The organism is Serratia sp. CY31944 (assembly GCF_052169175.1).
Lineage (GTDB): Bacteria > Pseudomonadota > Gammaproteobacteria > Enterobacterales > Enterobacteriaceae > Serratia > Serratia sarumanii.
The window spans coordinates 18,074-39,270 of sequence record NZ_JBJNLG010000019.1; the positions used below are offsets into that span (position 1 = coordinate 18,074).

General features: G+C 56.2%; 19 protein-coding genes and 1 other annotated feature. Of the genes, 4 read left to right on the forward strand and 15 right to left on the reverse strand.

Features of this window, described 5'->3' with window-relative positions:
• Positions 1-35 precede the first annotated feature (35 nt).
• From ACJ8IN_RS18615 to ACJ8IN_RS18630, 4 genes are read right to left on the reverse strand one after another with little or no spacing between them, the layout of a single operon-like run.
• Positions 36-1,085, reverse strand: a complete 1,050-nt coding sequence (locus ACJ8IN_RS18615) for a glycosyltransferase family 4 protein (protein WP_072270354.1) — start codon at positions 1,083-1,085, stop codon at positions 36-38.
• Positions 1,075-3,843 carry a glycosyltransferase gene (locus ACJ8IN_RS18620; RefSeq protein ID WP_161764246.1) on the reverse strand — a complete coding sequence of 923 codons (2,769 nt, stop codon included), beginning with the start codon at positions 3,841-3,843 and terminating at the stop codon, positions 1,075-1,077. Before ACJ8IN_RS18620 ends, ACJ8IN_RS18615 begins: the two co-directional genes overlap by 11 nt.
• Complete coding sequence (locus tag ACJ8IN_RS18625) at positions 3,836-5,158, reverse strand: ABC transporter ATP-binding protein (protein ID WP_060421577.1); 1,323 nt, start codon at positions 5,156-5,158, stop codon at positions 3,836-3,838. The genes ACJ8IN_RS18620 and ACJ8IN_RS18625 overlap by 8 nt, the downstream gene beginning before the upstream one ends.
• Complete coding sequence (locus tag ACJ8IN_RS18630; RefSeq protein WP_033654608.1) at positions 5,148-5,975, reverse strand: ABC transporter permease; 828 nt, start codon at positions 5,973-5,975, stop codon at positions 5,148-5,150. Before ACJ8IN_RS18630 ends, ACJ8IN_RS18625 begins: the two co-directional genes overlap by 11 nt.
• Before the next feature lie 1,027 nt (positions 5,976-7,002).
• Between ACJ8IN_RS18630 and gndA the strand changes: the two genes are divergently transcribed.
• On the forward strand, positions 7,003-8,409 hold the full coding sequence (gndA, locus tag ACJ8IN_RS18635; RefSeq protein ID WP_004938815.1) for an NADP-dependent phosphogluconate dehydrogenase: 1,407 nt from the start codon (positions 7,003-7,005) through the stop codon (positions 8,407-8,409).
• A 75-nt stretch (positions 8,410-8,484) separates the two neighbouring features.
• On the opposite strand, the gene hisIE is transcribed toward gndA, so the two are convergent.
• The 9 genes from hisIE to hisL all read right to left on the reverse strand — a co-directional run bounded on the left by hisIE (position 8,485) and on the right by hisL (position 15,769).
• Complete coding sequence (gene hisIE, locus ACJ8IN_RS18640; protein ID WP_308325565.1) at positions 8,485-9,105, reverse strand: bifunctional phosphoribosyl-AMP cyclohydrolase/phosphoribosyl-ATP diphosphatase HisIE; 621 nt, start codon at positions 9,103-9,105, stop codon at positions 8,485-8,487.
• The gene (gene hisF / locus ACJ8IN_RS18645) at positions 9,099-9,875 is read right to left on the reverse strand and encodes an imidazole glycerol phosphate synthase subunit HisF (protein WP_033637764.1); all 777 of its coding nucleotides are present in this window, start codon (positions 9,873-9,875) and stop codon (positions 9,099-9,101) included. The genes hisIE and hisF overlap by 7 nt, the downstream gene beginning before the upstream one ends.
• Positions 9,857-10,594, reverse strand: coding sequence for a 1-(5-phosphoribosyl)-5-[(5-phosphoribosylamino)methylideneamino]imidazole-4-carboxamide isomerase (gene hisA, locus ACJ8IN_RS18650; protein ID WP_042784058.1), 738 nt, complete (start codon positions 10,592-10,594; stop codon positions 9,857-9,859). Before hisA ends, hisF begins: the two co-directional genes overlap by 19 nt.
• Positions 10,595-10,599: 5 nt before the next feature.
• Entirely contained in the window at positions 10,600-11,190 is a 591-nt protein-coding gene (gene hisH / locus ACJ8IN_RS18655) for an imidazole glycerol phosphate synthase subunit HisH (RefSeq protein WP_033637766.1), read from the reverse strand.
• Positions 11,190-12,257: a bifunctional histidinol-phosphatase/imidazoleglycerol-phosphate dehydratase HisB gene (gene hisB, locus ACJ8IN_RS18660; protein ID WP_033637767.1), complete on the reverse strand. Its 1,068-nt coding sequence runs from the start codon at positions 12,255-12,257 to the stop codon at positions 11,190-11,192. The genes hisH and hisB overlap by 1 nt, the downstream gene beginning before the upstream one ends.
• Positions 12,254-13,342 (reverse strand): histidinol-phosphate transaminase, encoded by a 1,089-nt coding sequence (gene hisC, locus ACJ8IN_RS18665; protein WP_041034253.1) that lies wholly within the window; start codon positions 13,340-13,342, stop codon positions 12,254-12,256. The genes hisB and hisC overlap by 4 nt, the downstream gene beginning before the upstream one ends.
• On the reverse strand, positions 13,339-14,646 hold the full coding sequence (gene hisD / locus ACJ8IN_RS18670; protein WP_039566788.1) for a histidinol dehydrogenase: 1,308 nt from the start codon (positions 14,644-14,646) through the stop codon (positions 13,339-13,341). The genes hisC and hisD overlap by 4 nt, the downstream gene beginning before the upstream one ends.
• 4 nt (positions 14,647-14,650) lie before the next feature.
• On the reverse strand, positions 14,651-15,550 hold the full coding sequence (gene hisG / locus ACJ8IN_RS18675) for an ATP phosphoribosyltransferase (RefSeq protein ID WP_033637770.1): 900 nt from the start codon (positions 15,548-15,550) through the stop codon (positions 14,651-14,653).
• A gap of 69 nt (positions 15,551-15,619) precedes the next feature.
• Positions 15,620-15,746: a sequence feature (His leader region), on the reverse strand.
• The gene (gene hisL / locus ACJ8IN_RS18680; RefSeq protein WP_100396937.1) at positions 15,722-15,769 is read right to left on the reverse strand and encodes a his operon leader peptide; all 48 of its coding nucleotides are present in this window, start codon (positions 15,767-15,769) and stop codon (positions 15,722-15,724) included. (Overlaps the previous feature by 25 nt.)
• A 229-nt stretch (positions 15,770-15,998) precedes the next feature.
• Here hisL and ACJ8IN_RS18685 point away from each other — a divergent pair, with 229 nt between their 5' ends.
• On the forward strand, positions 15,999-16,823 hold the full coding sequence (locus tag ACJ8IN_RS18685; RefSeq protein WP_033654614.1) for an SDR family oxidoreductase: 825 nt from the start codon (positions 15,999-16,001) through the stop codon (positions 16,821-16,823).
• A 15-nt stretch (positions 16,824-16,838) separates the two neighbouring features.
• Here ACJ8IN_RS18685 and ACJ8IN_RS18690 read toward each other — a convergent pair whose 3' ends face one another.
• Entirely contained in the window at positions 16,839-17,723 is an 885-nt protein-coding gene (locus ACJ8IN_RS18690) for a LysR family transcriptional regulator (protein WP_033637772.1), read from the reverse strand.
• Between the two features lie 137 nt (positions 17,724-17,860).
• On the opposite strand from ACJ8IN_RS18690, the gene ACJ8IN_RS18695 reads away from it, so the two are divergent.
• On the forward strand, positions 17,861-19,051 hold the full coding sequence (locus tag ACJ8IN_RS18695; protein WP_308325566.1) for an MFS transporter: 1,191 nt from the start codon (positions 17,861-17,863) through the stop codon (positions 19,049-19,051).
• Here ACJ8IN_RS18695 and ACJ8IN_RS18700 read toward each other — a convergent pair.
• Entirely contained in the window at positions 19,042-19,947 is a 906-nt protein-coding gene (locus ACJ8IN_RS18700; RefSeq protein WP_161764251.1) for a LysR family transcriptional regulator, read from the reverse strand. The genes ACJ8IN_RS18695 and ACJ8IN_RS18700 overlap by 10 nt on opposite strands.
• A gap of 249 nt (positions 19,948-20,196) precedes the next feature.
• Between ACJ8IN_RS18700 and speB the strand changes: the two genes are divergently transcribed.
• Entirely contained in the window at positions 20,197-21,129 is a 933-nt protein-coding gene (speB, locus tag ACJ8IN_RS18705) for an agmatinase (protein ID WP_060421582.1), read from the forward strand.
• Positions 21,130-21,197: the final 68 nt, after the last annotated feature.

Here is a 21,197-nt window from a genome sequence, read left to right on the forward strand (position 1 = left end):
ATTCTGAAAGCAAAGTCAGCATAGGATGGTCGAAATTAGTGTCTACGTAGCAATTCATCCCAATCGCTCATAAAGGCATGAGCTGAAAACTTATCTTTAAGTTCGGACAGTGATACTTTGGAATTTGCATAGTTTTCAGAAATAAACTCTATTTTTTCTGACAATTGACGTGCACCATGCAGAGGATAGGTGAACTCTTTCTCACGGGGAGCCACTAAATACCGGTGTGCTTCGATATCGGATAAAACGACAGGTATATCGGAACAAATGGCTTCTGAAGCTGATAGCCCAAAGGACTCCCCTGTTGATGGCGAAATAAATATGCCATTTGCTTTGGAGACTGCGATGAGAAGCTTATCAACTTTTAAAAATGGCACTGGCGGCAAGACAACGGCATCGCCAATCAGGCCTCGGCTTGCTAACTCGGTATTGATGTCGATCTCAGAGGATTGTGGGCCGCACAGAAGAAGCATATATTTTTCAGGATGGCGCGCTTTCAGTGAAACAAATGCATCTAATAGTTCAAGTGGGTTTTTTAACTTATCCATACGTCCCAAAAATAGGATAGGCCTTCTCGACCAACGCGGTAACGTTGGAATACTATCTGCCTCATGAGATACATGATCCCAAGGAACAAAATTGCGCAGCAGTGATAGTTGACAGGGCACTTTCTTCAACTCAGGCTCAAGTTGTTCCATGAACAGGTTTGAAGGACAAAGTATTGCCGAACAACTTTCCGGGATATTGCTCAGATAGGCTCTGTTATCCTTATAAGGCGTGTGGCATTCTGCAAAGTATTTGAGTTTTTTAGTATGGCAAAATTCAAGTGCGGCAGGAAAATCGATACAGAATATATAGTGGTAATTCTGCTCCTGCAGATAATTCAGGCTGACTATTTTTACATTGACGTTTTTACAATCAGACAGAGCGGAATTAATCGCTTTAGCTGCACCAGAGTCGTGAGTAAAGAGAACGTCAATCTGATAAATCCCCGTGTCATTTAGCAGTTTTGCACGAGTAAGCATGACCTTTTCAACACCCCCGTGGGTTGCCCAAGGGTAGATAAATGCTATTTTACGAAGCATAAAGTTCTCCGATTCCATTTTGAGTCAAAATGTCTGACTCCATTTTTTTGAACCTGGCTGCCCAGGTTGTTTCTTTCAGGAATGTTTCAAGTTCGGATGAGTTTCGCTCGCAATTTAATGTTTTATTAAACAACTCAAGGATATCACTTCCGTCGGAAAAATAAGTCATCGGATAGCGTTTAATATGTTCGATACCTGTTACCAACGTTGGCAAACCAAAATAAAGGTACTCATATATTTTAATAGGATCTACCGCTTGGGCAAGCTCACCACTTTTGAAGGGGATTAACCCGATCGACCATTCTTTAACATATTGATGGAGATCTTTCGGCATCACTTTACCAACTAGCATGATGTTGGTAAAATGCTTCACTTTTTCGACAACCCATTCGGGCTCGCCATAACCAATAATTTCAAAATGATACTGAGGGTTATGTTCGGCTAGTTTAAAAATGATATCCCAGTCAAACCAGGAGTCCGTAAGGTGGCCGAAGTAACCCACTTTATTTGAGGTGCTCTGCGCGATATTTCGTGTATCGCCCAATACGTTCTCTGAGTAACCGTTGCCAATAACCTCAATATCACTTCGGAGCGAGGAGAATTTATCGCGCAGTGATGGAGCAACGCCACATACATAATCACTTTGTAATATGATAGTTTCTTCCGCTTCTCGCAGATACCAAGGTGCTTGGCCCACTTGATTGAAGCACTCCCACTCATCCATGATATCGTAAGCAATGTGACAGCCTTGCGCTCTGAAATCGTAGATAGCTGGTATAAATACCTGTGCTGGCAGAGTAATGATGAATAGCGCCGTTTTACCATTCAATTTGCATTGTTTGGTAAAGTTGACGAATTCATACAAAGGCACTTGGTAAACGTTTTGCCACACCTGAGAGCAACCTTTCGACAGGGACTCCTGCGGTGTCCATTGCCAGGCGATGAAAATAACCTTATACCCTTTTTCAGCAAAATATTTTGCCGCATTAATCGGACGTTGGTTGACCAGTTCGTCAAATTCAAAGCTACAAGGAATAAAGATGATTTTTTCCGCGTTGTTCACCTCTAAGAGCCATGTCGGCAAGTTTTCCGACGCTGTAATTTCAGTTGCAGCGGCATTGCAGCGATACTGGAAATATTTTTGCACGTAGCGATGACGTTGTGAGTGTAGCTTCACTCTTAGAGGCTCGGGAAGCTTCCAGTAAAGGGTTTTAGCTAATTCATAACGTTTGTCTGGTCTGGTGACAGACTGGCTGGTGAGCTGGAACCAATATCTGAGCTTTTGCAGTGAGGTTGCCCCCAAGGCTTGTGCTTGAGTTTGCATATGCTGGTTTTGCTGTTCCGCCATAGAGGTCAATAGTTGAACCAGAGATTTAACGTCTTGTTGCAACGATTGATTTTGCTGCTCTAGTTCACTTAATTTTGCCATCACAGACTGCTCGGCACTCGGAGGGATGATCGTACTACTTTGAAAATCCCCCATTTCCTTATCGAGTTTATTTTTCATTCCGACGTTCTCGGTTAAACATTCATCGTGCATGGTTATTATAGTGCGGCTTTCTAATAAACGATTTGCTACCGTTTTGAAAATAGCGGTAATAAATTCGTTAGCGTATAAATAATTTTCGTCGTGCTGCAACTCAGGGGGGTCTGCTAAATTTTGGTAAAGGCTTAAAGAATCGCTGTTGTCATATCTTTCTTTATCAGGAGCCGTGAAACCTTCGAAAATTTGGCTCCATCGACCTTCACTTTGATATTGGTTGAGCAGTGATGGAGAAAGAGGACGAGCGCTGGAAAATGCAGCTATGAGTTGTTCTTCATCGACATTGCTCAAGTTCCTGCCTGAAAAATTACAATAGGCGGCTTGCTTAAAGAGTTCGTCATCAAGTATTCCTTTGATGCCGTCATATCCTACCAGGCAGATAGGAAGCTGACTAAAACCCGCCTCAAGTACGCCACGTCCCATTCCTGCGAACCCAGCATAATTTTTCATCACTGCGGGAATATCGCTCACGATACCTTTAAAATGAACCCACTCATTGTAACCGTTATCACTTACATAAGTTCTAATTAGGTGTGCATTATCACCGTCCCCATAAATATCTAAGCCGCTTATGGATTCGCAGCGGCTTGCGAAATCGATGAAGCTTATAATACCATCGGATTTGTCACTATCTAATCTGCTGGCAATCAGCCAGCTTTTATTCTCAGGGCACTCTATCTCTGTGTTGTGAATTTGATTATTATCGATCAGATTAGGGACGATCATGACCGACGGATGGTCGATAATTTCCGCCAGTTGGTCTGCTATTTCTTGAGACACGCAGAATATTGTTTGCAGTGTCTTTAGAAAGTAGATGGCCAGCGTTTGATTATAAATGTTCTTGGTGAAATGTTGCAGCGACAGTGGTCCATGCAGCGTCAATAGCGAGGGAATTTTCTCACAATCTGCAGCAATCACTGCGGGGAAAATGCAATCAAAGGGGTGAACATGAACGAGATCAATATCCTTTTCTTTGATTACTTGACGTATCGTGTCGATCGCCTGAATGAGCTGGCTGATTGAGCCTATATTCAAATCGGAATTTTCATGGTATGAGCTCAGTTCTTCGGGCAATAATGTCGAGTCTGCTACAGCGGCAGACATAAGATGTACCTGATAACCGTGGGCAACCAGATCCTTTACCTGGGTGTCTATATAGGTCTCTAACCCGCCGATAGAGTAATACTGAGTTATGATAAGTATTGATTTATTCATGTTCTCCTGACCACTTTTCGAGTGATAACGAAACAGGCAAGGCAGCAATACCTGACATAGTTGTACGGGGCTCTATGACCTTAAGAACGATCACGTCAGTTTTCTTATCAAGGTAGGACATATCAGCGTGGCTGATGGCGTTGGCGATAGCTAATGAAACAAAATAGCTGCCTTCGCACAGAGCCAGGTCAAGTTCAAACGTTGCCCTAAGAATATCGCCGCCCTTAGCATCATGTATATTCTTTTTATGGTATAAAGTGCTGGTGCCAAATACCGTGATGCCTTCAACGGTCTTGATGACTAAACCGGCTTGCAGTTCTGCTATTGGTCCAAACACGCTAATATCAAAGCTGATAACAGCCTTTTCGCCTACGCGGAAAAGATCGCATGGCTGATTGTGGATATCTTTGATAATCCAACTTTCAATCAGTGCTCCGCTTGTCAGGTCGCTTTCGGCTTGTTCCGCGATTGAGCCCTCATGGGCAGCGACAGCGTCCTGGCTTTCTTTTACCGGCGCGTCGGCTGATTTATTGGTGTTTTTAGCGATGTTATTCAGATAACGAAGGTAGGTCTTTTCGTCCGAATAAAGCAGGGCATGGTATTGATCGATGATTTCCTTAGCGCTACCGATGGCTTCAACCCGACCTTTACGCAATAAAATAGCGCGCTGGCAAAACTTCTCTACGGTCGATGTTGAATGTGTCACTAGGATGATCGAACATCCCTGCGCGCGCAGGGATTCGATATAGTCGAAGCATTTGCGTTGGAATTTCTCATCACCGACCGACAGTGCTTCGTCAACGATGAGCACTTCAGGTTTTATGCAAGCCTGAACGGCAAAAGCCAAACGTACATACATTCCGCTGGAGTAGGTTTTGACCGGTTGGTCGATATGTTCGCCGATGTCGGCAAAGGCTTCGATCTCAGGGAACTTCTGATCCATTTCACTGCGCGTCATGCCAAGAATTATGCCGCTCAGATAAACGTTTTCACGGCCGGTAAACTCAGGGTTGAAACCGGCGCCGAGTTCCAGCAGCGCAGCCAGTTTGCCATTGACTTCGACGCTCCCTGAGGTTGCTGTCAGCGTACCGGCGATAATCTGCAACAAGGTGCTTTTCCCTTCGCCGTTACGCCCCAAAATACCGAGTGTTTCACCGCGCTTAACGTCAAAGGTAACGCCGTTTAATGCCCAGAACTCTTTGAAAAACGTACGGTGACCAAACGAGAGCATCTGATATAAGCGATGCTTCGGGTTTGCGTACATTTCAAATCGTTTCGAAATATTTTTGACTGAAATTGCGAATTCAGATGACATCGGCAAACCCTTTACGCGTGAACATAAACCAACCATAACCTAGCAGCATGATGACGAAAGAGGTGAGGGTATAAACGCCCCAACTGCCCCAGGCGATATTTTTACCCAGCATCATGCAATCTCTTGCCTGCTCAATCACGTAAGTCAACGGGCTGAGTTGCATGAAGATATGATAGGCGTCAGGCAGCATGGATATCGGATAGAATATCGGCGAGAGGTACATCAAAATCATGGTGAGCACGCCAACGACTTGGGCGATGTCCTTTAAGTAAACACCTAGAGATGAAAGAAACCAGGATACGCCCAGGACCATCATGAGGAATGGCGCAATGATCACTGGTAACCACAGGATGTGCCAGGTAGGAAGTCCTACAATTGCCACATAAAATAACGACCAGACGATCAAATTTATCACCATTTGAAACAGCGCGGTCAGCAAAGACACGAGCGGCAGCGTTTCAACTGGGAAAACAACTTTCTTAACATAGTTAACGTTATTAACAATTAATGAGGGAGCTCGGTTAATACATTCAGAAAAAAGCCCGAAAAAAATCAAACCAATAAATAGTGCTAACGCAAATTCTCCTTTGGAGTCTACCCCTGCGCTCCAGCGAATTTTAAATACGACGCTGAAAACGAAGGTATAAATCACCATCATCAATACTGGATTAATAAACGACCAAAGAAGCCCGATGAATGACCCTTTGTATTTACTGCCGATATCCCGTTTTGAAAGTGAAATAACAAGATTCTTATTGGTGGTAAGTGTATGAAGACACCGATAAAAAGTCTTAACAAGAATAGAGAAAATATTCATTTAACACCTAGGCTATTGATTAACTTTTTTGACTTTATGGTTTAACTTTCTTCGTAACATAATCATGTGTAACGGATGCGTTATTGATATGGCGGAGGATGAGAAAATAGCTATAGGGCTAAACACACTGTTCCGCGAGCATTCCATGGAAAATACGCCAAAATTTTCTCTCGGAGATTTTCATATCGTGAACATAATCTGTTTTGTCCGTGCGCACCCGCATCGCATTACCACTGGCTATTGTCAAACGCGTTTCGGTCCTACGGTAATGTCGCGGAACACATCAATGATACATGAGATTTTCTTTTATTTTTCGATGCCTTCACTTCAGCAAAAAACATCACATTTCTTGATGAAGCGGAAGTGAACACTGAGTTTTTCGCGTACAGATTGCCTGATTTTTAGGCAGGGCGTTGCTCTGCGCAAGCGTGTTTAGTCTAAAAAAGCACGCTACCGCCCTTGGTAAGCGAGAACCAATAGAGGGGGGCGCGTGTTAGTTTTCATTCATATGCTGAAACTATTTTCAGCATAAATAGGCTAGAAAACCTTTAATATCCTACCACTAAATCACTTGTAATGCCTCTGGATTTTCAGGGTTTCAGTCTGTTCCTAGTAACCAGTGATGACATATTCAAATGAGATATGTGCAATTGCTAGGAATTGTAGGATTACAGACCAAAATGCAAGCGTGGTGCGTAATGGGATGACTTCTTTCGAAGGTGTGGAGCAGGTTTGCCAATGCGATATCCTCATCTTGAACCACATGTTCTGGTTGATTTTTGGCCGTTGACACGAGTGCGGCAAACCGCACATCCGAACCTTTTCTTTTCCGCAATGTTACCGGTAATGTAGCAATGCGCTCAGGGCGTATATAGAACCGCCAACTGTGCGTGATTTTGTAAAGATTGTTATGGCTGCGATAGGTACATGCTTAGGAATAATCATGTACAATAAAGCAATGCAACCCTACTATGTTGTATAACCATTTGATTACAATGTAGTAATTATCTCAGACAGGAGTTCCTAAATGTCCAAGCAACAAATCGGCGTTGTCGGCATGGCGGTAATGGGCCGCAACCTCGCGCTGAACATCGAGAGCCGTGGTTACACCGTTTCCATTTTCAACCGTTCTGGCGACAAAACTGACGAAGTGATCGCTGAGAACCCGGGCAAGAATCTGGCGCCGTATTACACCGTTGAAGAGTTTGTCGAATCGCTGGAAAAACCGCGCCGCATCCTGCTGATGGTGAAAGCGGGCGAAGCAACGGATAAAACCATTGCCTCGCTGACTCCGCACCTGGACAAGGGCGATATCCTGATCGACGGCGGCAACACCTACTATCAGGACACCATCCGTCGTAACCGCGAACTGTCCGACCAGGGCTTCAACTTCATCGGTACCGGCGTTTCCGGCGGTGAAGAGGGCGCGCTGAAAGGGCCTTCCATCATGCCTGGCGGCCAGAAAGAAGCTTACGAGCTGGTGGCGCCGATCCTGGAGAAAATCGCTGCGGTTGCCGAAGGCGAGCCTTGCGTGACCTACATCGGTGCAGACGGCGCCGGCCACTATGTGAAGATGGTGCACAACGGCATCGAATATGGCGACATGCAGCTGATTGCCGAAGCCTATTCCCTGCTGAAGCAGGCGCTGAACCTGAGCAACGAGCAACTGGCCGAAACCTTCGCCGAGTGGAACAAGGGCGAACTGAACAGCTACCTGATCGACATCACCAAAGACATCTTCACCAAGAAAGACGAAGAGGGTAAATACCTGGTTGATGTGATCCTGGACGAAGCCGCCAACAAAGGCACCGGCAAGTGGACCAGCCAGAGCTCTCTGGATCTGGGCGAACCGCTGTCGCTGATCACCGAGTCGGTGTTTGCGCGCTACCTGTCCTCGCTGAAAGACCAGCGCGTTGCCGCGTCTAAAGTGCTGACCGGCCCGAAAGTGGCACCGTTCACCGGCGACAAAGCCGAATTCATCGAGAAAGTGCGTCGCGCGCTGTATCTGGGCAAGATCGTATCCTACGCGCAGGGCTTCTCTCAGCTGAAAGCCGCGTCTAAAGAAAACAACTGGGATCTGCACTACGGCGAAATCGCCAAGATCTTCCGCGCCGGCTGCATCATCCGCGCCCAGTTCCTGCAGAAGATCACCGACGCTTACGCGGCGGATGCCGATATCGCCAACCTGCTGCTGGCACCATACTTCAAGCAAATCGCCGACGAGTACCAGCAGGCGCTGCGTGACGTGGTGGCCTATGCCGTGCAGAACGGTATTCCTACGCCGACCTTCTCCGCTGCGATCGCCTACTACGACAGCTACCGCTCCGCGGTGCTGCCGGCGAACCTGATCCAGGCGCAGCGCGACTACTTCGGTGCGCACACCTATAAACGCATCGACAAGGAAGGCGTGTTCCATACCGAATGGATGGAATAAGCCCGCCCCGTTGAGCGATAAAAAAAGCCGCCGAGGTTAACGCCCGGCGGCTTTTTTATTGGGCGCGAGTTAGCGTCACGCTTTTTTCTGATGCCGTTCGCGCAGCCGGCCGATCACCGCGCTCAGGTCCAGATCCTGGTCCTGCAGCAGCACCAGCAGGTGATAGATCAGATCCGAGGCCTCGTTGGTCAGCTCTTCGCGATCGTTGACCGTGGCGGCCAGCGCGGTTTCCACGCCTTCCTCCCCGACCTTCTGCGCAATGCGCTTGGTGCCGCTGGCATACAGGCTGGCGGTGTACGAGCTGTTCGGGCTGGCGTGCTTGCGCTCCGCCAACAGCTGCTCCAGCTGATAGAGGAACGTCCAGTCGCTGGCGGCCGGGTGGAAGCAGCTGCTGTTGCCGAGGTGGCAGGTCGGGCCGATCGGGTTGGCCAATACCAGCAGCGTGTCGTTATCGCAGTCCGGCGTGATGCTGACCACCTTGAGGAAGTGGCCGGAGCTTTCACCCTTAGTCCACAGGCGCTGCTTGGTGCGCGAGAAGAAGGTGACGTTGCCGCTCTGCTCGGTGGCCGCCAGCGCTTCCGGCGTCATGTAACCCAGCATCAGCACTTCGCCGGAAACGGCGTGCTGCACGATGGCCGGCATCAGGCCGTCGGTTTTTTTCCAGTCCAGCTGGTTGTTCTGTTGTTCTGTCAGCACACGCGAATCTCCACGCCTTGTTCAACCAGGAACCTTTTCAGCTCGCCGATATTGATGATTTGTTTGTGGAACACCGACGCCGCCAGCGCGCCGTCGACGTCCGCATCGCGGAACGCTTCCAGGAAGTGCTCCATGGTGCCCGCGCCGCCCGAGGCGATCAGCGGCACCTTGCAGGCCTCGCGCACCCGGCGCAGCTGCTGCAGATCGTAACCATTGCGCACGCCGTCCTGGTTCATCATGTTCAGCACGATCTCACCGGCGCCGCGGCGCTGCACTTCCTGTACCCAGTCGAGGGTTTCCCACTGGGTGATGCGGGTGCGGCTCTCGTCGCCGGTATATTGGTTGACGTGATACTTGCCCGTTTCACTGTCGAACCAGGTGTCGATGCCCACGACGATGCACTGCACGCCGAAGCGTTCCGCCAGGCGGCTAATCAGCTCGGGATCGGCCAGCGCCGGCGAGTTGATCGAAATCTTGTCGGCGCCGAAAGACAGGATCTGGCTGGCGTCCTCGGCGCTTTTAATGCCGCCGGCGACGCAGAACGGAATATCAATCACCTCCGCCACGCGCGATACCCAGCTTTTGTCCACCACCCGGCCGTCGCTCGAGGCGGTGATATCGTAAAACACCAGCTCGTCCGCACCTTCTTGCGCATAGCGCTGCGCCAGCGGCACGATGTCGCCGATGATTTCGTGGTTGCGGAACTGCACGCCTTTCACCACTTGCCCGTCTTTAACATCCAGGCACGGGATTATCCGTTTTGCCAGCATGCGATCGCCTCCTCAACGCTAAATTTACCTTCCAGCAGGGCGCGCCCCACGATCACGCCGGCAACGCCGCTGCCGCGCAACTGGGCGATGTCGTCCAGATTGCCGATGCCGCCCGAGGCCTGGAAGGCCACCTGCGGATAGCGGCGGCTGATCGCCTGATACAGCGCCACGTTGGAACCGGCCAGCGTGCCGTCGCGCGAAATGTCGGTGCACAGCACGTGCTTCAGCCCGTAGGGCAGGAACTGCTCCACCACCTGTTCCAGCGTGGCGTCGGAATCCTCCTGCCAGCCGCTGATGGCCACGCGTTTCACGCCCTGCGCGTCGATGCGCACGTCCAGCGCCAGCACCAGCGCGTCGGCGCCGTAGCGCTCGAACCAGCTCTGCACCAATTGCGGCTGTTTCACCGCGGTGGAGCCGATCACCACGCGCGTGGCGCCGGCCTCCAGCAGGGCGCTGACGTCTTGCTCGTTGCGGATGCCGCCGCCGACCTGCACCGGCACATTAACCCCTGCCAGCAGTTTGCGCAGCAGTGGGATCTGGCGTGCCGCCGGATCCTTGGCGCCGGTCAGATCGACCAGGTGCAGCACCTGCGCGCCCTGTTGTTGATAGTCCTGCAGGCGTAACAGCGGATCGTTGCCGTAGTCGCGCTGTTGGCCGTAATCGCCCTGATGCAAACGCACCACGTTACCGTCGATCAAATCCAAAGCCGGAATAATCATGCTGCCTACATCTCCAGAAAGTTTTTCAACAGTTGTGCGCCGGCCGCTCCAGAACGTTCTGGATGAAACTGCACGCCGAAGAAGTTGTCTTTTTGCACGGCGGCGGTGAAGGGCTCGCCGTAGTTCGCCTGGGCGATGGTGCTGGGGCATATCGGCATCGCATAGCTGTGAACGAAATAGAAGTAGGCGCCGTCATCGATGCCGCGGAACAGATGGTGGCCCGCCTGCGCGGACACCTGATTCCAGCCCATGTGCGGCAGCGGCAGGCCAAAGTCGGTCATCTGCTTGACCGGCGTATCGATGAGGCCGAGCGTGGTCACGCCGCCGTTCTCTTCGCTGCTGGCCGCCAGCAGCTGCATGCCGAGGCAGATGCCCAGCACCGGCTGCGTGCAGGCCTTGATCAGCTCGATCAGATCGCGCTCGCGCAGTTGATCCATCGCCGCCTGCGCGGTGCCGACGCCCGGCAGGAACAGCTTGTCGGCGCGCAGCACGATCTCCGGATCGCGGCTCACCTCCGGCTGATAGCCCAGGCGCCGCACCGCGTAGGTGACGGAGGCCAGGTTGGCGCAGCCGGTATCCAAAATCACCACGTTCATCACAGCACTCCTTTCGAGCTCGGCAGGGTATTGCCCTCGACGCGGATCGCCTGGCGCAGCGTGCGGCCAAACACTTTGAACAGGCTCTCGACCCGGTGGTGGTCGTTTTTGCCCTTGGTCTTCAAGTGCAGCGTGCAGCCCATGGTGTAAGAGAGCGAACGGAAGAAGTGCTCGACCATTTCGGTGCTGAGATCGCCGACGCGCTGATAGTTGAACTCGGCCTTGTACTCCAGGTGCGGGCGGCCGGAAATATCCAGCGCGCAGCGCGCCAGGCACTCGTCCATCGGCAGCACGAAGCCGAAGCGGGCGATGCCGCGCTTGTCGCCCAATGCCTTGTTCAGCGCTTCACCCAGCGCCAGACCGGTGTCTTCCACCGTGTGGTGATCGTCGATATACAGATCGCCTTTGACGTCGATCTCCATGCGGAAGCCACCGTGGGTGGCGATCTGATCCAGCATGTGATCGAAGAAGCCGACGCCGGTTTTGATCTTGCTGCCGCCTTCGCGATCCAGCCAGACGTTGACGTCGATCTGCGTCTCTTTGGTCACGCGGTTAACCCGCGCGTGGCGGTCGCGCAGGGTCAGCTGGCGCACGATCTCTTTCCAGCCCAGCACGCCGCGCTGGTAGCGCAGCCCCTGGATGCCCATGTTTTCCGCCAGCTGCACGTCGGTCGGCCGATCGCCGATCACGTAGCTGTGGGCGGCATTCAGCACGCCGGGTTCGAGGTAGCCCTTCACCAGCGCGGTTTTCGGTTTGCGGCAGTCGCAGTTGTCCGCCGGCAGGTGCGGGCAGATCAGCACATCGGCGAACTGAATGCCCTGCGAGCTGAGGATCTGCATCATCAGGTTGTGCGGCGGATCGAAGGTTTCCTGCGGGAAACTGGCGGTGCCGAGCCCATCCTGATTGGTGATCATCACCAGCTGATACCCCGCCTGTTGCAGCGCCAGCAGGGAAGGGATCACGTCCGGCTCGAGCGCCAGCTTGTCCAGGCGGTCAACCTGGAAATCTTCCGGTGGCTCGGCGATCAGCGTGCCGTCACGATCGATAAAGAGGATTTTTTGGCTCACATTGGCTCCTGGCGAGTCTGGTTGGCGCCGGGCAGGGCGGACAAGGCGTCCACCACGCGTTGACATTCGTCGCGGGTGCCTATGGTGATGCGCAGGCAGCCGGACAACCCGGGCTGTTTGTTTTGGTCTCGTAAGATAATGCCCTGATCCCACAAGCTTTTAAACACATTACTTGAGGCGGTGAAGCGGGCCAGCAGGTAATTGCTGTCGCTGGCGAAAACCTGCTCGACGCAGGCGCATTTTTCCAGCTGTTGCTGCAGCCAGCTGCGGGTGGCGGCGATGTCGGTGACGCGCTGACGCATGGTGCGGATACCTTCTTCGCTCAGCGCCTGCGCGGCGATATCCGCCACCGGCGTCGAGAGCGGGTAAGGCGCGATCACCTTCAGTAGCAGGGCGATCAGATCTTCGTTGGCGAGCGTAAAGCCGCAGCGCAGGCCGGCCAGCGCAAAGGCCTTCGACAGCGTGCGCAGGATAGCCAGGTGCGGATAGTCGCTCAGCCACCCGGCCACCGAGGCCTGCGGGCAAAACTCGATATAGGCTTCGTCCACCGCGACGATCGCCTTGCCTTTGGCCAGCTCCAGCAGGTTGCGCAGCGAGTCCGGGTCGATCAGGTTGCCGGTCGGGTTGTTCGGGCTGCAGACGTAGATCAGCTTCACGTTGTCCATGCTGTCTGCGATGGCCGGCAGATCCAGCTGCCAGTCCTCTTTGGCGGCCACGGTGCGGCGCTCCACGCCGAAAGTTTCGGCGCTGACGGCGTACATGCCGTAGGTCGGCGGGCAGAACAGAATGGCGTCTTTGCCCGGCTCGCAGAAGGCGCGGATCAGCAGTTCGATGCCTTCATCGGCGCCGCGGCTGACCAGCACCTGCTCTTTCTTCACCCCGGCGTAGGCGGCGTAGCGTTCGATTACCTGCGCCGGCTGGCACTCCGGATAGCGGTTGAAGGTTTGCGCGGTCAGCTGGAACTCGGGCGCGATCGGGTATTCGTTGGCGTTGAGCCACACGTCGCCCTTACCGCCGAGGCGGCGCGCCGATTGATAAGGGGTCAGCTCGCGAACGTTGGCGCGCGCCAGTTTTTCGATGCTCATGCTTGCTCCTTCAGGGCGGCGACGCGCAGGGTCACGGCGTTCTTGTGGGCGATCAGCTGCTCGGCGGCGGCCAGGGTCTCGATGGTGGCGGCCAGGTTGCTGAAGCCCTGCGGCGTCAGCTCCTGCACCGTCATGCGTTTTTGAAAATCGGCCAGCCCCAGGCTGGAGCAGGTGGCGGTGTAGCCGTAGGTCGGCAGCACGTGGTTGGTGCCGGAGGCGTAATCGCCGGCGGACTCCGGCGACCAGTCGCCGAGGAACACTGAGCCGGCGCTGGTGATGCCGTCCACCAGCTCGCGCGCATTGCGGGTCTGAATGATCAGGTGCTCCGGGCCGTAGCGGTTGCTGATGGCCACGCACTCTGGCAGATCGCGCGCCACGATCAGGCGGCTGCTCGCCAGCGCCTGGCGGGCGGTCTCGGCGCGCGGCAGCTCGGCCAGCTGGCTTTCCACCGCTTCGGCCACTGCCTGCGCCATTGCCGCGTCCGGCGTCAGCAGGATCACCTGCGAATCCGGGCCGTGTTCGGCCTGCGACAGCAGATCGGAAGCGACGAACGCCGGGGTGGCGCCGGCATCGGCGATCACCAGCACCTCCGAAGGCCCGGCCGGCATGTCAATGGCCGCGCCGTCGAGGCGCTGGCTGACCTGCCGCTTGGCTTCGGTCACGAAGGCGTTGCCCGGCCCGAAGATCTTCGCCACGCGCGGCACGCTTTCGGTGCCGAACGCCAGGGCGGCGATCGCCTGTGCGCCCCCGACCTGAAACACTTCCTGCACGCCGCACAGCTGCGCCGCATACAGGATCTCATCGGCGATCGGCGGCGGCGAGCACAGCACCACCCGGCGGCAACCGGCGATGCGCGCCGGCGTCGCCAGCATCAGCACGGTGGAGAACAGCGGCGCCGACCCGCCGGGAATATACAGGCCCACCGAGTCGATTGGGCGGGTCACCTGCTGGCAGCGCACGCCCGGCTGCGTTTCGACGTCCACCGGCGGCAGTCGCTGCGCGTTGTGGAAGGTGTCCACGTTGGCGACGGCCACCGCCATCGCCTGTTTGATGTCATCGCCCAGCCGCGCGCAGGCGGCGGCGATCTGCTCGGCGCTGACGCGCAGCGCGGCGACTTCCGCCTTGTCGAAGCGGGCGCTATAGTCGCGCAGCGCCCGATCGCCGTTGGCCTTCACGTTGTCGAGGATCTCGCTCACCGTGCGGGTGATGCTGTCGGAAGCGGCGATTGCCGGGCGCATCAGCAGCTCGGCCTGGCGTTCGGCGCTGCACGTTGCCCAGTCGATCGGCGTGTTGAAGGTCGACATGGCGTTACTCCATCATCTTTTCAATCGGCAGCACCAGAATCGAGCTGGCGCCGAGCGCTTTCAGTTTTTCCATGGTTTCCCAGAACAGGGTTTCGCTGCTCACCATGTGCATCGCCACGCGGTTCTGCGCGCCGGCCAGCGGCAGAATGGTCGGGCGTTCGGCGCCCGGCAGCAGCGCGACGATCTCGTCCAGCTTCTCGCTCGGCGCGTGCAGCATGATGTATTTGGATTCACGCGCCTGGATCACGCCCTGAATGCGGGTCATCAGGCGGTCGATCAGCTGCTGTTTGGCTTCCGGCATTTCGCCGTCGCGCTGGATCAGGCAGGCCTTGGAGCGGTAGATCACCTCCACCTCGCGCAGGCCGTTGGCCTCCAGCGTGGCGCCGGTAGAGACCAGATCGCAGATGGCGTCGGCCAGGCCGGCGCGCGGCGCCACTTCCACCGAACCGTTCAGCAGGCAAGATTTGAAGCGCACGCCCTGCTTGTCGAGGTATTGCTTCAGCAGGTGCGGGTAAGAGGTGGCGATGCGGGCGTCCTGCAGGCTTTGCGGGCCGGCGTATTCGGCGTCGAGCGGGGTGGCCAGCGACAGGCGGCAGCCGCCGAAATCGAGGCGGCGCAGGGTGAAGTAGCGCGGGTCTTCGCCCTGAGCGCGGCGGCTGAGCAGCTCTTCTTCCAGCACGTTTTCGCCGATGATGCCCAGATCGACCACGCCGTCCATCACCAGGCCCGGAATGTCGTCGTCGCGCACGCGCAGGATATCGATCGGCATGTTTTCCGCGAAGGCGATCAGACGCTGCTGCTGCAGGTTGATCTTGATGCCGCAGCGCGCCAGCAGTTCCTGGGATTCCTCGCTCAGGCGGCCCGACTTCTGCATTGCGATCCGTAAACGTGTCTTGTCCAGCATGGTAACCTCTATTTAATCTGTAATTTTATGAATTTGTTTTAAAAATATTCTTTCTGTCTGTCCGAAACCAAAAAAAAACCCTCGGAAGAAATCTTCCGAGGGTTCTCTCTTGCGTTCTGCGCGCCACTGGAAGATTAACAAACCGTCTTCCAGCACTCATCGCCTGAAAGACTAGTCAGGGTGATGGTGATGATGGTGGTTGAACTGAACGCGTGTCATGGTGTTTTTCTCTAATCAAAAGCCGGTAAAAACCGTATGCCAATTAAGCTAAACTATCCGCTGTCCACCGCGCAACCCTTTTTTAACGTCATAAATTTAATTTATTGAAACAGGTTAGGTTATTAGCCACACACGGCTTTACCTAACCTTAAGCCGGGCAGATTGTATCGCCGTGCACAGTGGCGTAGCCTTAGGGGTAGGGCGCTGCGATCTTCAGGAGAGGAAGAGGATGAAAAAGGTAGCCATTATTGGTTTGGGTTGGCTGGGCATGCCGTTGGCGCTGTCGCTGATGGGGCGCGGGTATGACGTGGTTGGCAGCAAAACCACGCCGGACGGCGTCGAGGCCGCGCGCATGAGCGGCATTGAATGCTATCAACTGGAGCTGACGCCGGAGCTGGAGTGCGATCCGGACGATCTGGAATCGCTGCTGCGCGTGGATGCGCTGGTGGTGACGCTGCCCGCGCGCCGCACCGTCGAAGGCAGCGAGAACTATTTCAATGCGGTGCGCATGCTGGTGGACAGCGCGATGGCCTTCGGCGTGCCGCGCGTGATCTTTACCAGTTCAACCTCGGTGTACGGCGAAACCGCCGGCACGCTGCGCGAAGAGTCGCCGCTGCGGCCGGTCTCGCCGTCGGGCCGGGTGCTGGCCGAGCTGGAGCGCTGGCTGCATGAATTGCCGAACACCTCGGTGGACATTCTGCGGCTGGCGGGGCTGGTGGGCGCCGATCGCCACCCCGGCCGCTTCCTGGCGGGCAAACTCGACGTGAAGGGCGGTTCGCAGGGGGTGAATCTGGTTCATCAGGACGACGTCATCGCCGCCATCCAACTGCTGCTGAAGCTGCCGAAGGGCGGCCATGTGTACAATCTGTGCGCGCCGCATCATCCGGCCAAACGCGAATTTTATCCGGCGCTGGCCGAGCAGCTGCACCTGGAGCCGCCGCAGTTCGCCGACGAAGCGGAGCAGGATGAGCGGCTGGTGGACGGCAACCGCATCTGCAACGAGCTGGGTTTTGAGTACCAGTATCCCGATCCGGCGCGCATGCCGGTCAGTTAAGGCAGCCTACGCCGTTTAAAGCGGGAAAAGGTGGCTCGTCACAAAGTCGACGAACAGCCTGATTTTGACTGACAGGTGGCGGCCCGACGGCCAGAGGACATGAAAAACCATGTTCTCGCGGTCGTATTCATCCAGGACCGTCACCAGGCTGCCCTGTTCCAGCTGTCTGCGCACGGCGATTTCCGGCAAATAAGCGATGCCGAGCCCTTGCTCCGCGAAGCACACCTGCGGATCGAGAGTATTTGTCACCATGCTGGCCGGCCGTTCGGGGATCATCTCCGTCTTGTCTCCCAGCGGCCAGACATCCAGTTTGCCGGTGCTGGGAAAGCGATAATGCAAACGGGCATGGCTTGTCAGATCCTCGGGCTTGCTCGGCATACCCGCTTTGCTGAAATAACCCGGCGCGCCAACGAAAACCTTGCGGCAGGTACCCAGCCGGCGGGCAACCAGCCGTGAGTCGCTCGGGGTTCCGCTGCGGATAACGGCATCGAAACCTTCCTCAATCACGTCAACCAGCCGATCCGAATAATCAATATCCAGCTCGATCTCAGGATAGCGGCGTTTGAAGTCCCCCAGTTTTGGCATGAAAAGCGTGCCCAGCGACGGCAGACTGATGCGCAGCTTGCCCTGGGGCGTTCCCCGCGTTTGCAACAGTTCGGCTTCCGCCTCTTTCACCTCGCTCAAAATGCGTCGGCACCTTTCCAGGAACAAGGCCCCTTCCGGCGTTAGGTTGACCGTGCGGGTGGAGCGGTGAAACAGCCGCACGCTGAGCCGTTCCTCCAGCCGGGCGATAGTTTTGCTGACCGCCGACGCGGAGATCCCCAACTGTTGCCCGGCCGCCGTGAAACTGCGGCTTTCGCTGACCCGCACGAAAACGTCGAGAGAACCCAAGCTTTCCATAGGCTTCCATTCTATTGATGACTTTTTTGTCATGAGTGTTATTCACTTTAGCCTGTTTTTCTTTTATCAGCGAGTGGGCAGCATGATGCAAACGTCATCCGCAATGGGCGGAAACATCTTTGAATGGGGAGTGATTGATGAATCAAACGACGATATCTGCGCCTGCCGCGAGCAGCGAGCGGTTGCCGCTGGGGGGCCTGCTGGCATTGGCGATGGCCGCTTTTATCACGCTGCTGACCGAGATCATGCCGGCGGGCGTGCTTTCTTCGATCGCGGGCGATTTGAACGTGTCTGAAAGTCTGGCGGGGCAGTTCATCACCGCCTATGCGGTGGGCGCGTTGGTCGCCGCTATTCCGCTCACCGCATTGACGCAAGGCATGCGGCGCCGCCCCTTGCTCTTGAGCGCGATCGGCGGTTTTGCCATCGTTAACCTCGTCACGGCACTGTCGCATGATTACCACGTCTCATTGGCGACGCGTTTCTTCGCCGGCGTTTTCGGCGGCATCGTTTGGTCCTTGCTGGCCGGTTACGCCGTGCGCATGTCACCGGCCCATCTTGGCGGCCGTGCTATTGCGATCTCCGGCGCCGGCGCCACCCTGGCGCTGGTGCTCGGCGTACCGCTCGGCACGTTGCTTGGCCGAGCCATCGGCTGGCAGGGCGCCTTTGGCCTGATGACGTTGATGGCGCTGATGCTCGTGGTGTGGATCATCGCCATCGTGCCGGATTTCCCCGGCCAGGCTAAGGCGCATCGCCCGTCTCTGAGCGGCGTATTCTTGCAATGCGGGATCCGCGCCGTGCTGTTCGTGGTGTTCACCTTCATCGTTGCCCACAACATTCTGTATATCTACCTGGAGCCTTTCCTCACGCCGTCGGGGTTATCCGAGCGGGTCGATATCGTGCTGTTTATCTTCGGGCTGGGCGCGATTGCCGGATTGGGCGTCGCCGGGATGCTGGTCGATCGACGAGTCCAATCTCTTACGGTGATGAGCATCGTCATCTTTGCCCTCGCCGCCGTGCTGCTGGGAAGTGGGGGGCGGATAGCCCCGATGGTGTATCTCGCGGTCGCATTGTGGGGCGCGGCTTTCGGCGGTTTTGCCACCCTCACGCAGACGGCATTGTCACGCCTTTCCGGCCGTGCGGCCGACGTGGCACAGTCCATGTATACCACGGGCTGGAATACCGCCGTGGCCGCCGGTGGCGCGATCGGCGGCATGCTGCTCGACAGGGGCGGGGCGGCCTCTTTTGCCTGGGCCATTATCGGGCTTCTCATCCTGTCTTTAACCGGCACGCTGTTTGCCATGAATCGGGCGCTGGCCTCTCAGCGATGAGGCGATTGGCGTGCGGCGCGCGCCAAATCCTCCAGCAGCGCGTTCAACGCCTCGTCGGGCTGGACGGGGCGGCTGACCAGGCTGAGCGTGGCGCGGTAAGAGAGCGCCGCGCCGCCCAGTTGCCGCAGCAGCCCCTGTTCCACCCAGCGCGCCGCGTAGTGGGTGGGCAGATAGCCGAGACAGGTGCCGCTCAGCACCAGATGGGCGACGCTTTCCATATGGTGGGCCACCGCCGCCAGGTGAGGCGGCGCGATCGGGCACAGCTGCTGCGCCAGCAGGTAGCCGCGCTTGACCCAGCGCGCGTTTTCAATCTGCTCGCGCTCCGGTTCTTCCACCGCGAACAGCGGGTGATCCGCGCTGCAGTAGATAGCCTGCGTCTCCTCCAGCCACGGCTGATAACGCAACGCCTCCAACTGCTGGCCAAAGTAGCCGATGCCCAGATCGAGCTGCCGGTGCAGCAGCCCTTGCTCAATCTCGTTCGGCGAACAGATGCGGCACTGCAATTGCACGTCCTGGTGGCGGCGCTGGAAGTGTTTGATGGCCTGGCTGAACGGATTGCCCGGCAGCGAAACCAGATTATCCACCAGACCGATCTGCAGATCGCCGGTCAGCAGGCCGTTCAGCGACCGGCTGACTCGGGTGAAGTCGCGGGCGGCGTTGAACAGCGAGCGGCAGGCGATCAGCATGCGTTCGCCCTTGGGCGTCAGCCGGAAGCCGGAGCGGCCGCGTTGGCACAGGCGAAAACCCAGCCGGGTTTCCAGCGAGGCCAGGTGAGTGCTGATGGTGGACTGGTTCATCAGCAGCGCTTCCTGCGCGGCGCTGACGCCCTGAGCTTCCGCCACCGCGACAAATACCCGCAGCAGTTTCAGATCGATATCGCTTAGGTTGGTGAGCATCGTCCCCTCCGCAGAACGTCGGCCGGTTAACCCATTTTTAACATCGAGAAAATAGGTGCGGCGCTGAAGATATGGCCTCCCTTATGGCATGAAGTTGAAATAAAAATCAATACTTCAATAGGTTAGTTACATCGCGTTTTTCGATGTTTACATGCAAAAGCGGGAATGGTAGCCGGGGTGGCCAGCGGGGTAGTCTGCGAATGTTGCTCAAATGTTTCAATTCATCGCAGATCAAGACAAGGAAACGCCATGCTGAACCAACCCCAAAGCGGTAACGATATGCCGCGCTTTGCCGGTATCCCCACCATGATGCGCCTGCCCGCCGCCGAACAGGCGCGCGGTTTGGACGCCGCCTTTGTCGGCATTCCGCTGGATATCGGCACCTCCAACCGCAGCGGCACCCGCTATGGCCCGCGCCAGATCCGCCAAGAATCGGTGATGATCCGCCCCTACAACATGGGCACCGGCTCCGCCCCGTTCGAACGGCTGCAGGTGGCCGACCTGGGGGATGTCGCCATCAACCCTTACAGCCTGGCGGACAGCGTGCAGCGCATCGAGGCGGCCTACCACGAGATCCTGGCGCACGGCTGCATGCCGTTGACGCTCGGCGGCGACCACACGCTGACGCTGCCGGTGCTGCGCGCCGTCGCCCGTCGACATGGCCCGGTCGGGCTGATCCACGTCGATGCGCATTCCGACACCAACGAGGAGATGTTCGGTGAACAGCTGGCGCACGGCACCACCTTCCGCCGCGCGTTCGAGGAAGGGGTGCTGGCGCCGGAAAAAGTGGTGCAGATCGGCCTGCGCGGCAGCGGCTATGCGGCGGACGACTTCGACTGGTCGCGCCGTCAGGGCTTTCGCGTGGTGCCGGCCGAGGCCTGCTGGCACCGATCGCTGACGCCGCTGATGGCGGAGATCCGCGAACAGATGGGCGATGCGCCGGTTTACCTCAGCTTCGATATCGACGGGCTGGATCCGGCCTTCGCGCCGGGCACCGGCACGCCGGAGGTCGGCGGGCTGTCGGTTTGGCAGGGGTTGGAGATTGTGCGTGGCTGCCGCGGGCTGAACCTGGTGGGCGGCGATGTGGTGGAAGTGTCGCCGCCTTACGATCGCTCCGGCAACACGGCACTGCTGGCGGCCAACCTGCTGTTTGAAATGTTGTGCGTGCTGCCGGCCCGCTGAGGCGGTGCACTGACCCTACCGGCGGAGCGGTTGCGTCGGGGCCCCTGATAAGAATAACAACGGAGTGG

Bases quoted from the DNA above. Each gene is read 5' to 3' on its own strand.
- ACJ8IN_RS18615 (WP_072270354.1), bottom strand. From the start codon at position 1,085: ATGCTTCGTAAAATAGCATTTATCTACCCTTGGGCAACCCACGGGGGT.
- ACJ8IN_RS18620 (WP_161764246.1), bottom strand. From the start codon at position 3,843: ATGAATAAATCAATACTTATCATAACTCAGTATTACTCTATCGGCGGG.
- ACJ8IN_RS18625 (WP_060421577.1), bottom strand. From the start codon at position 5,158: ATGTCATCTGAATTCGCAATTTCAGTCAAAAATATTTCGAAACGATTT.
- ACJ8IN_RS18630 (WP_033654608.1), bottom strand. From the start codon at position 5,975: ATGAATATTTTCTCTATTCTTGTTAAGACTTTTTATCGGTGTCTTCAT.
- gndA (WP_004938815.1), top strand. From the start codon at position 7,003: ATGTCCAAGCAACAAATCGGCGTTGTCGGCATGGCGGTAATGGGCCGC.
- hisF (WP_033637764.1), bottom strand. From the start codon at position 9,875: ATGCTGGCAAAACGGATAATCCCGTGCCTGGATGTTAAAGACGGGCAA.
- hisA (WP_042784058.1), bottom strand. From the start codon at position 10,594: ATGATTATTCCGGCTTTGGATTTGATCGACGGTAACGTGGTGCGTTTG.
- hisH (WP_033637766.1), bottom strand. From the start codon at position 11,190: ATGAACGTGGTGATTTTGGATACCGGCTGCGCCAACCTGGCCTCCGTC.
- hisC (WP_041034253.1), bottom strand. From the start codon at position 13,342: ATGAGCATCGAAAAACTGGCGCGCGCCAACGTTCGCGAGCTGACCCCT.
- hisD (WP_039566788.1), bottom strand. From the start codon at position 14,646: ATGTCGACCTTCAACACGCCGATCGACTGGGCAACGTGCAGCGCCGAA.
- hisG (WP_033637770.1), bottom strand. From the start codon at position 15,550: ATGCTGGACAAGACACGTTTACGGATCGCAATGCAGAAGTCGGGCCGC.
- ACJ8IN_RS18685 (WP_033654614.1), top strand. From the start codon at position 15,999: ATGAAAAAGGTAGCCATTATTGGTTTGGGTTGGCTGGGCATGCCGTTG.
- ACJ8IN_RS18690 (WP_033637772.1), bottom strand. From the start codon at position 17,723: ATGGAAAGCTTGGGTTCTCTCGACGTTTTCGTGCGGGTCAGCGAAAGC.
- ACJ8IN_RS18695 (WP_308325566.1), top strand. From the start codon at position 17,861: ATGAATCAAACGACGATATCTGCGCCTGCCGCGAGCAGCGAGCGGTTG.
- ACJ8IN_RS18700 (WP_161764251.1), bottom strand. From the start codon at position 19,947: ATGCTCACCAACCTAAGCGATATCGATCTGAAACTGCTGCGGGTATTT.
- speB (WP_060421582.1), top strand. From the start codon at position 20,197: ATGCTGAACCAACCCCAAAGCGGTAACGATATGCCGCGCTTTGCCGGT.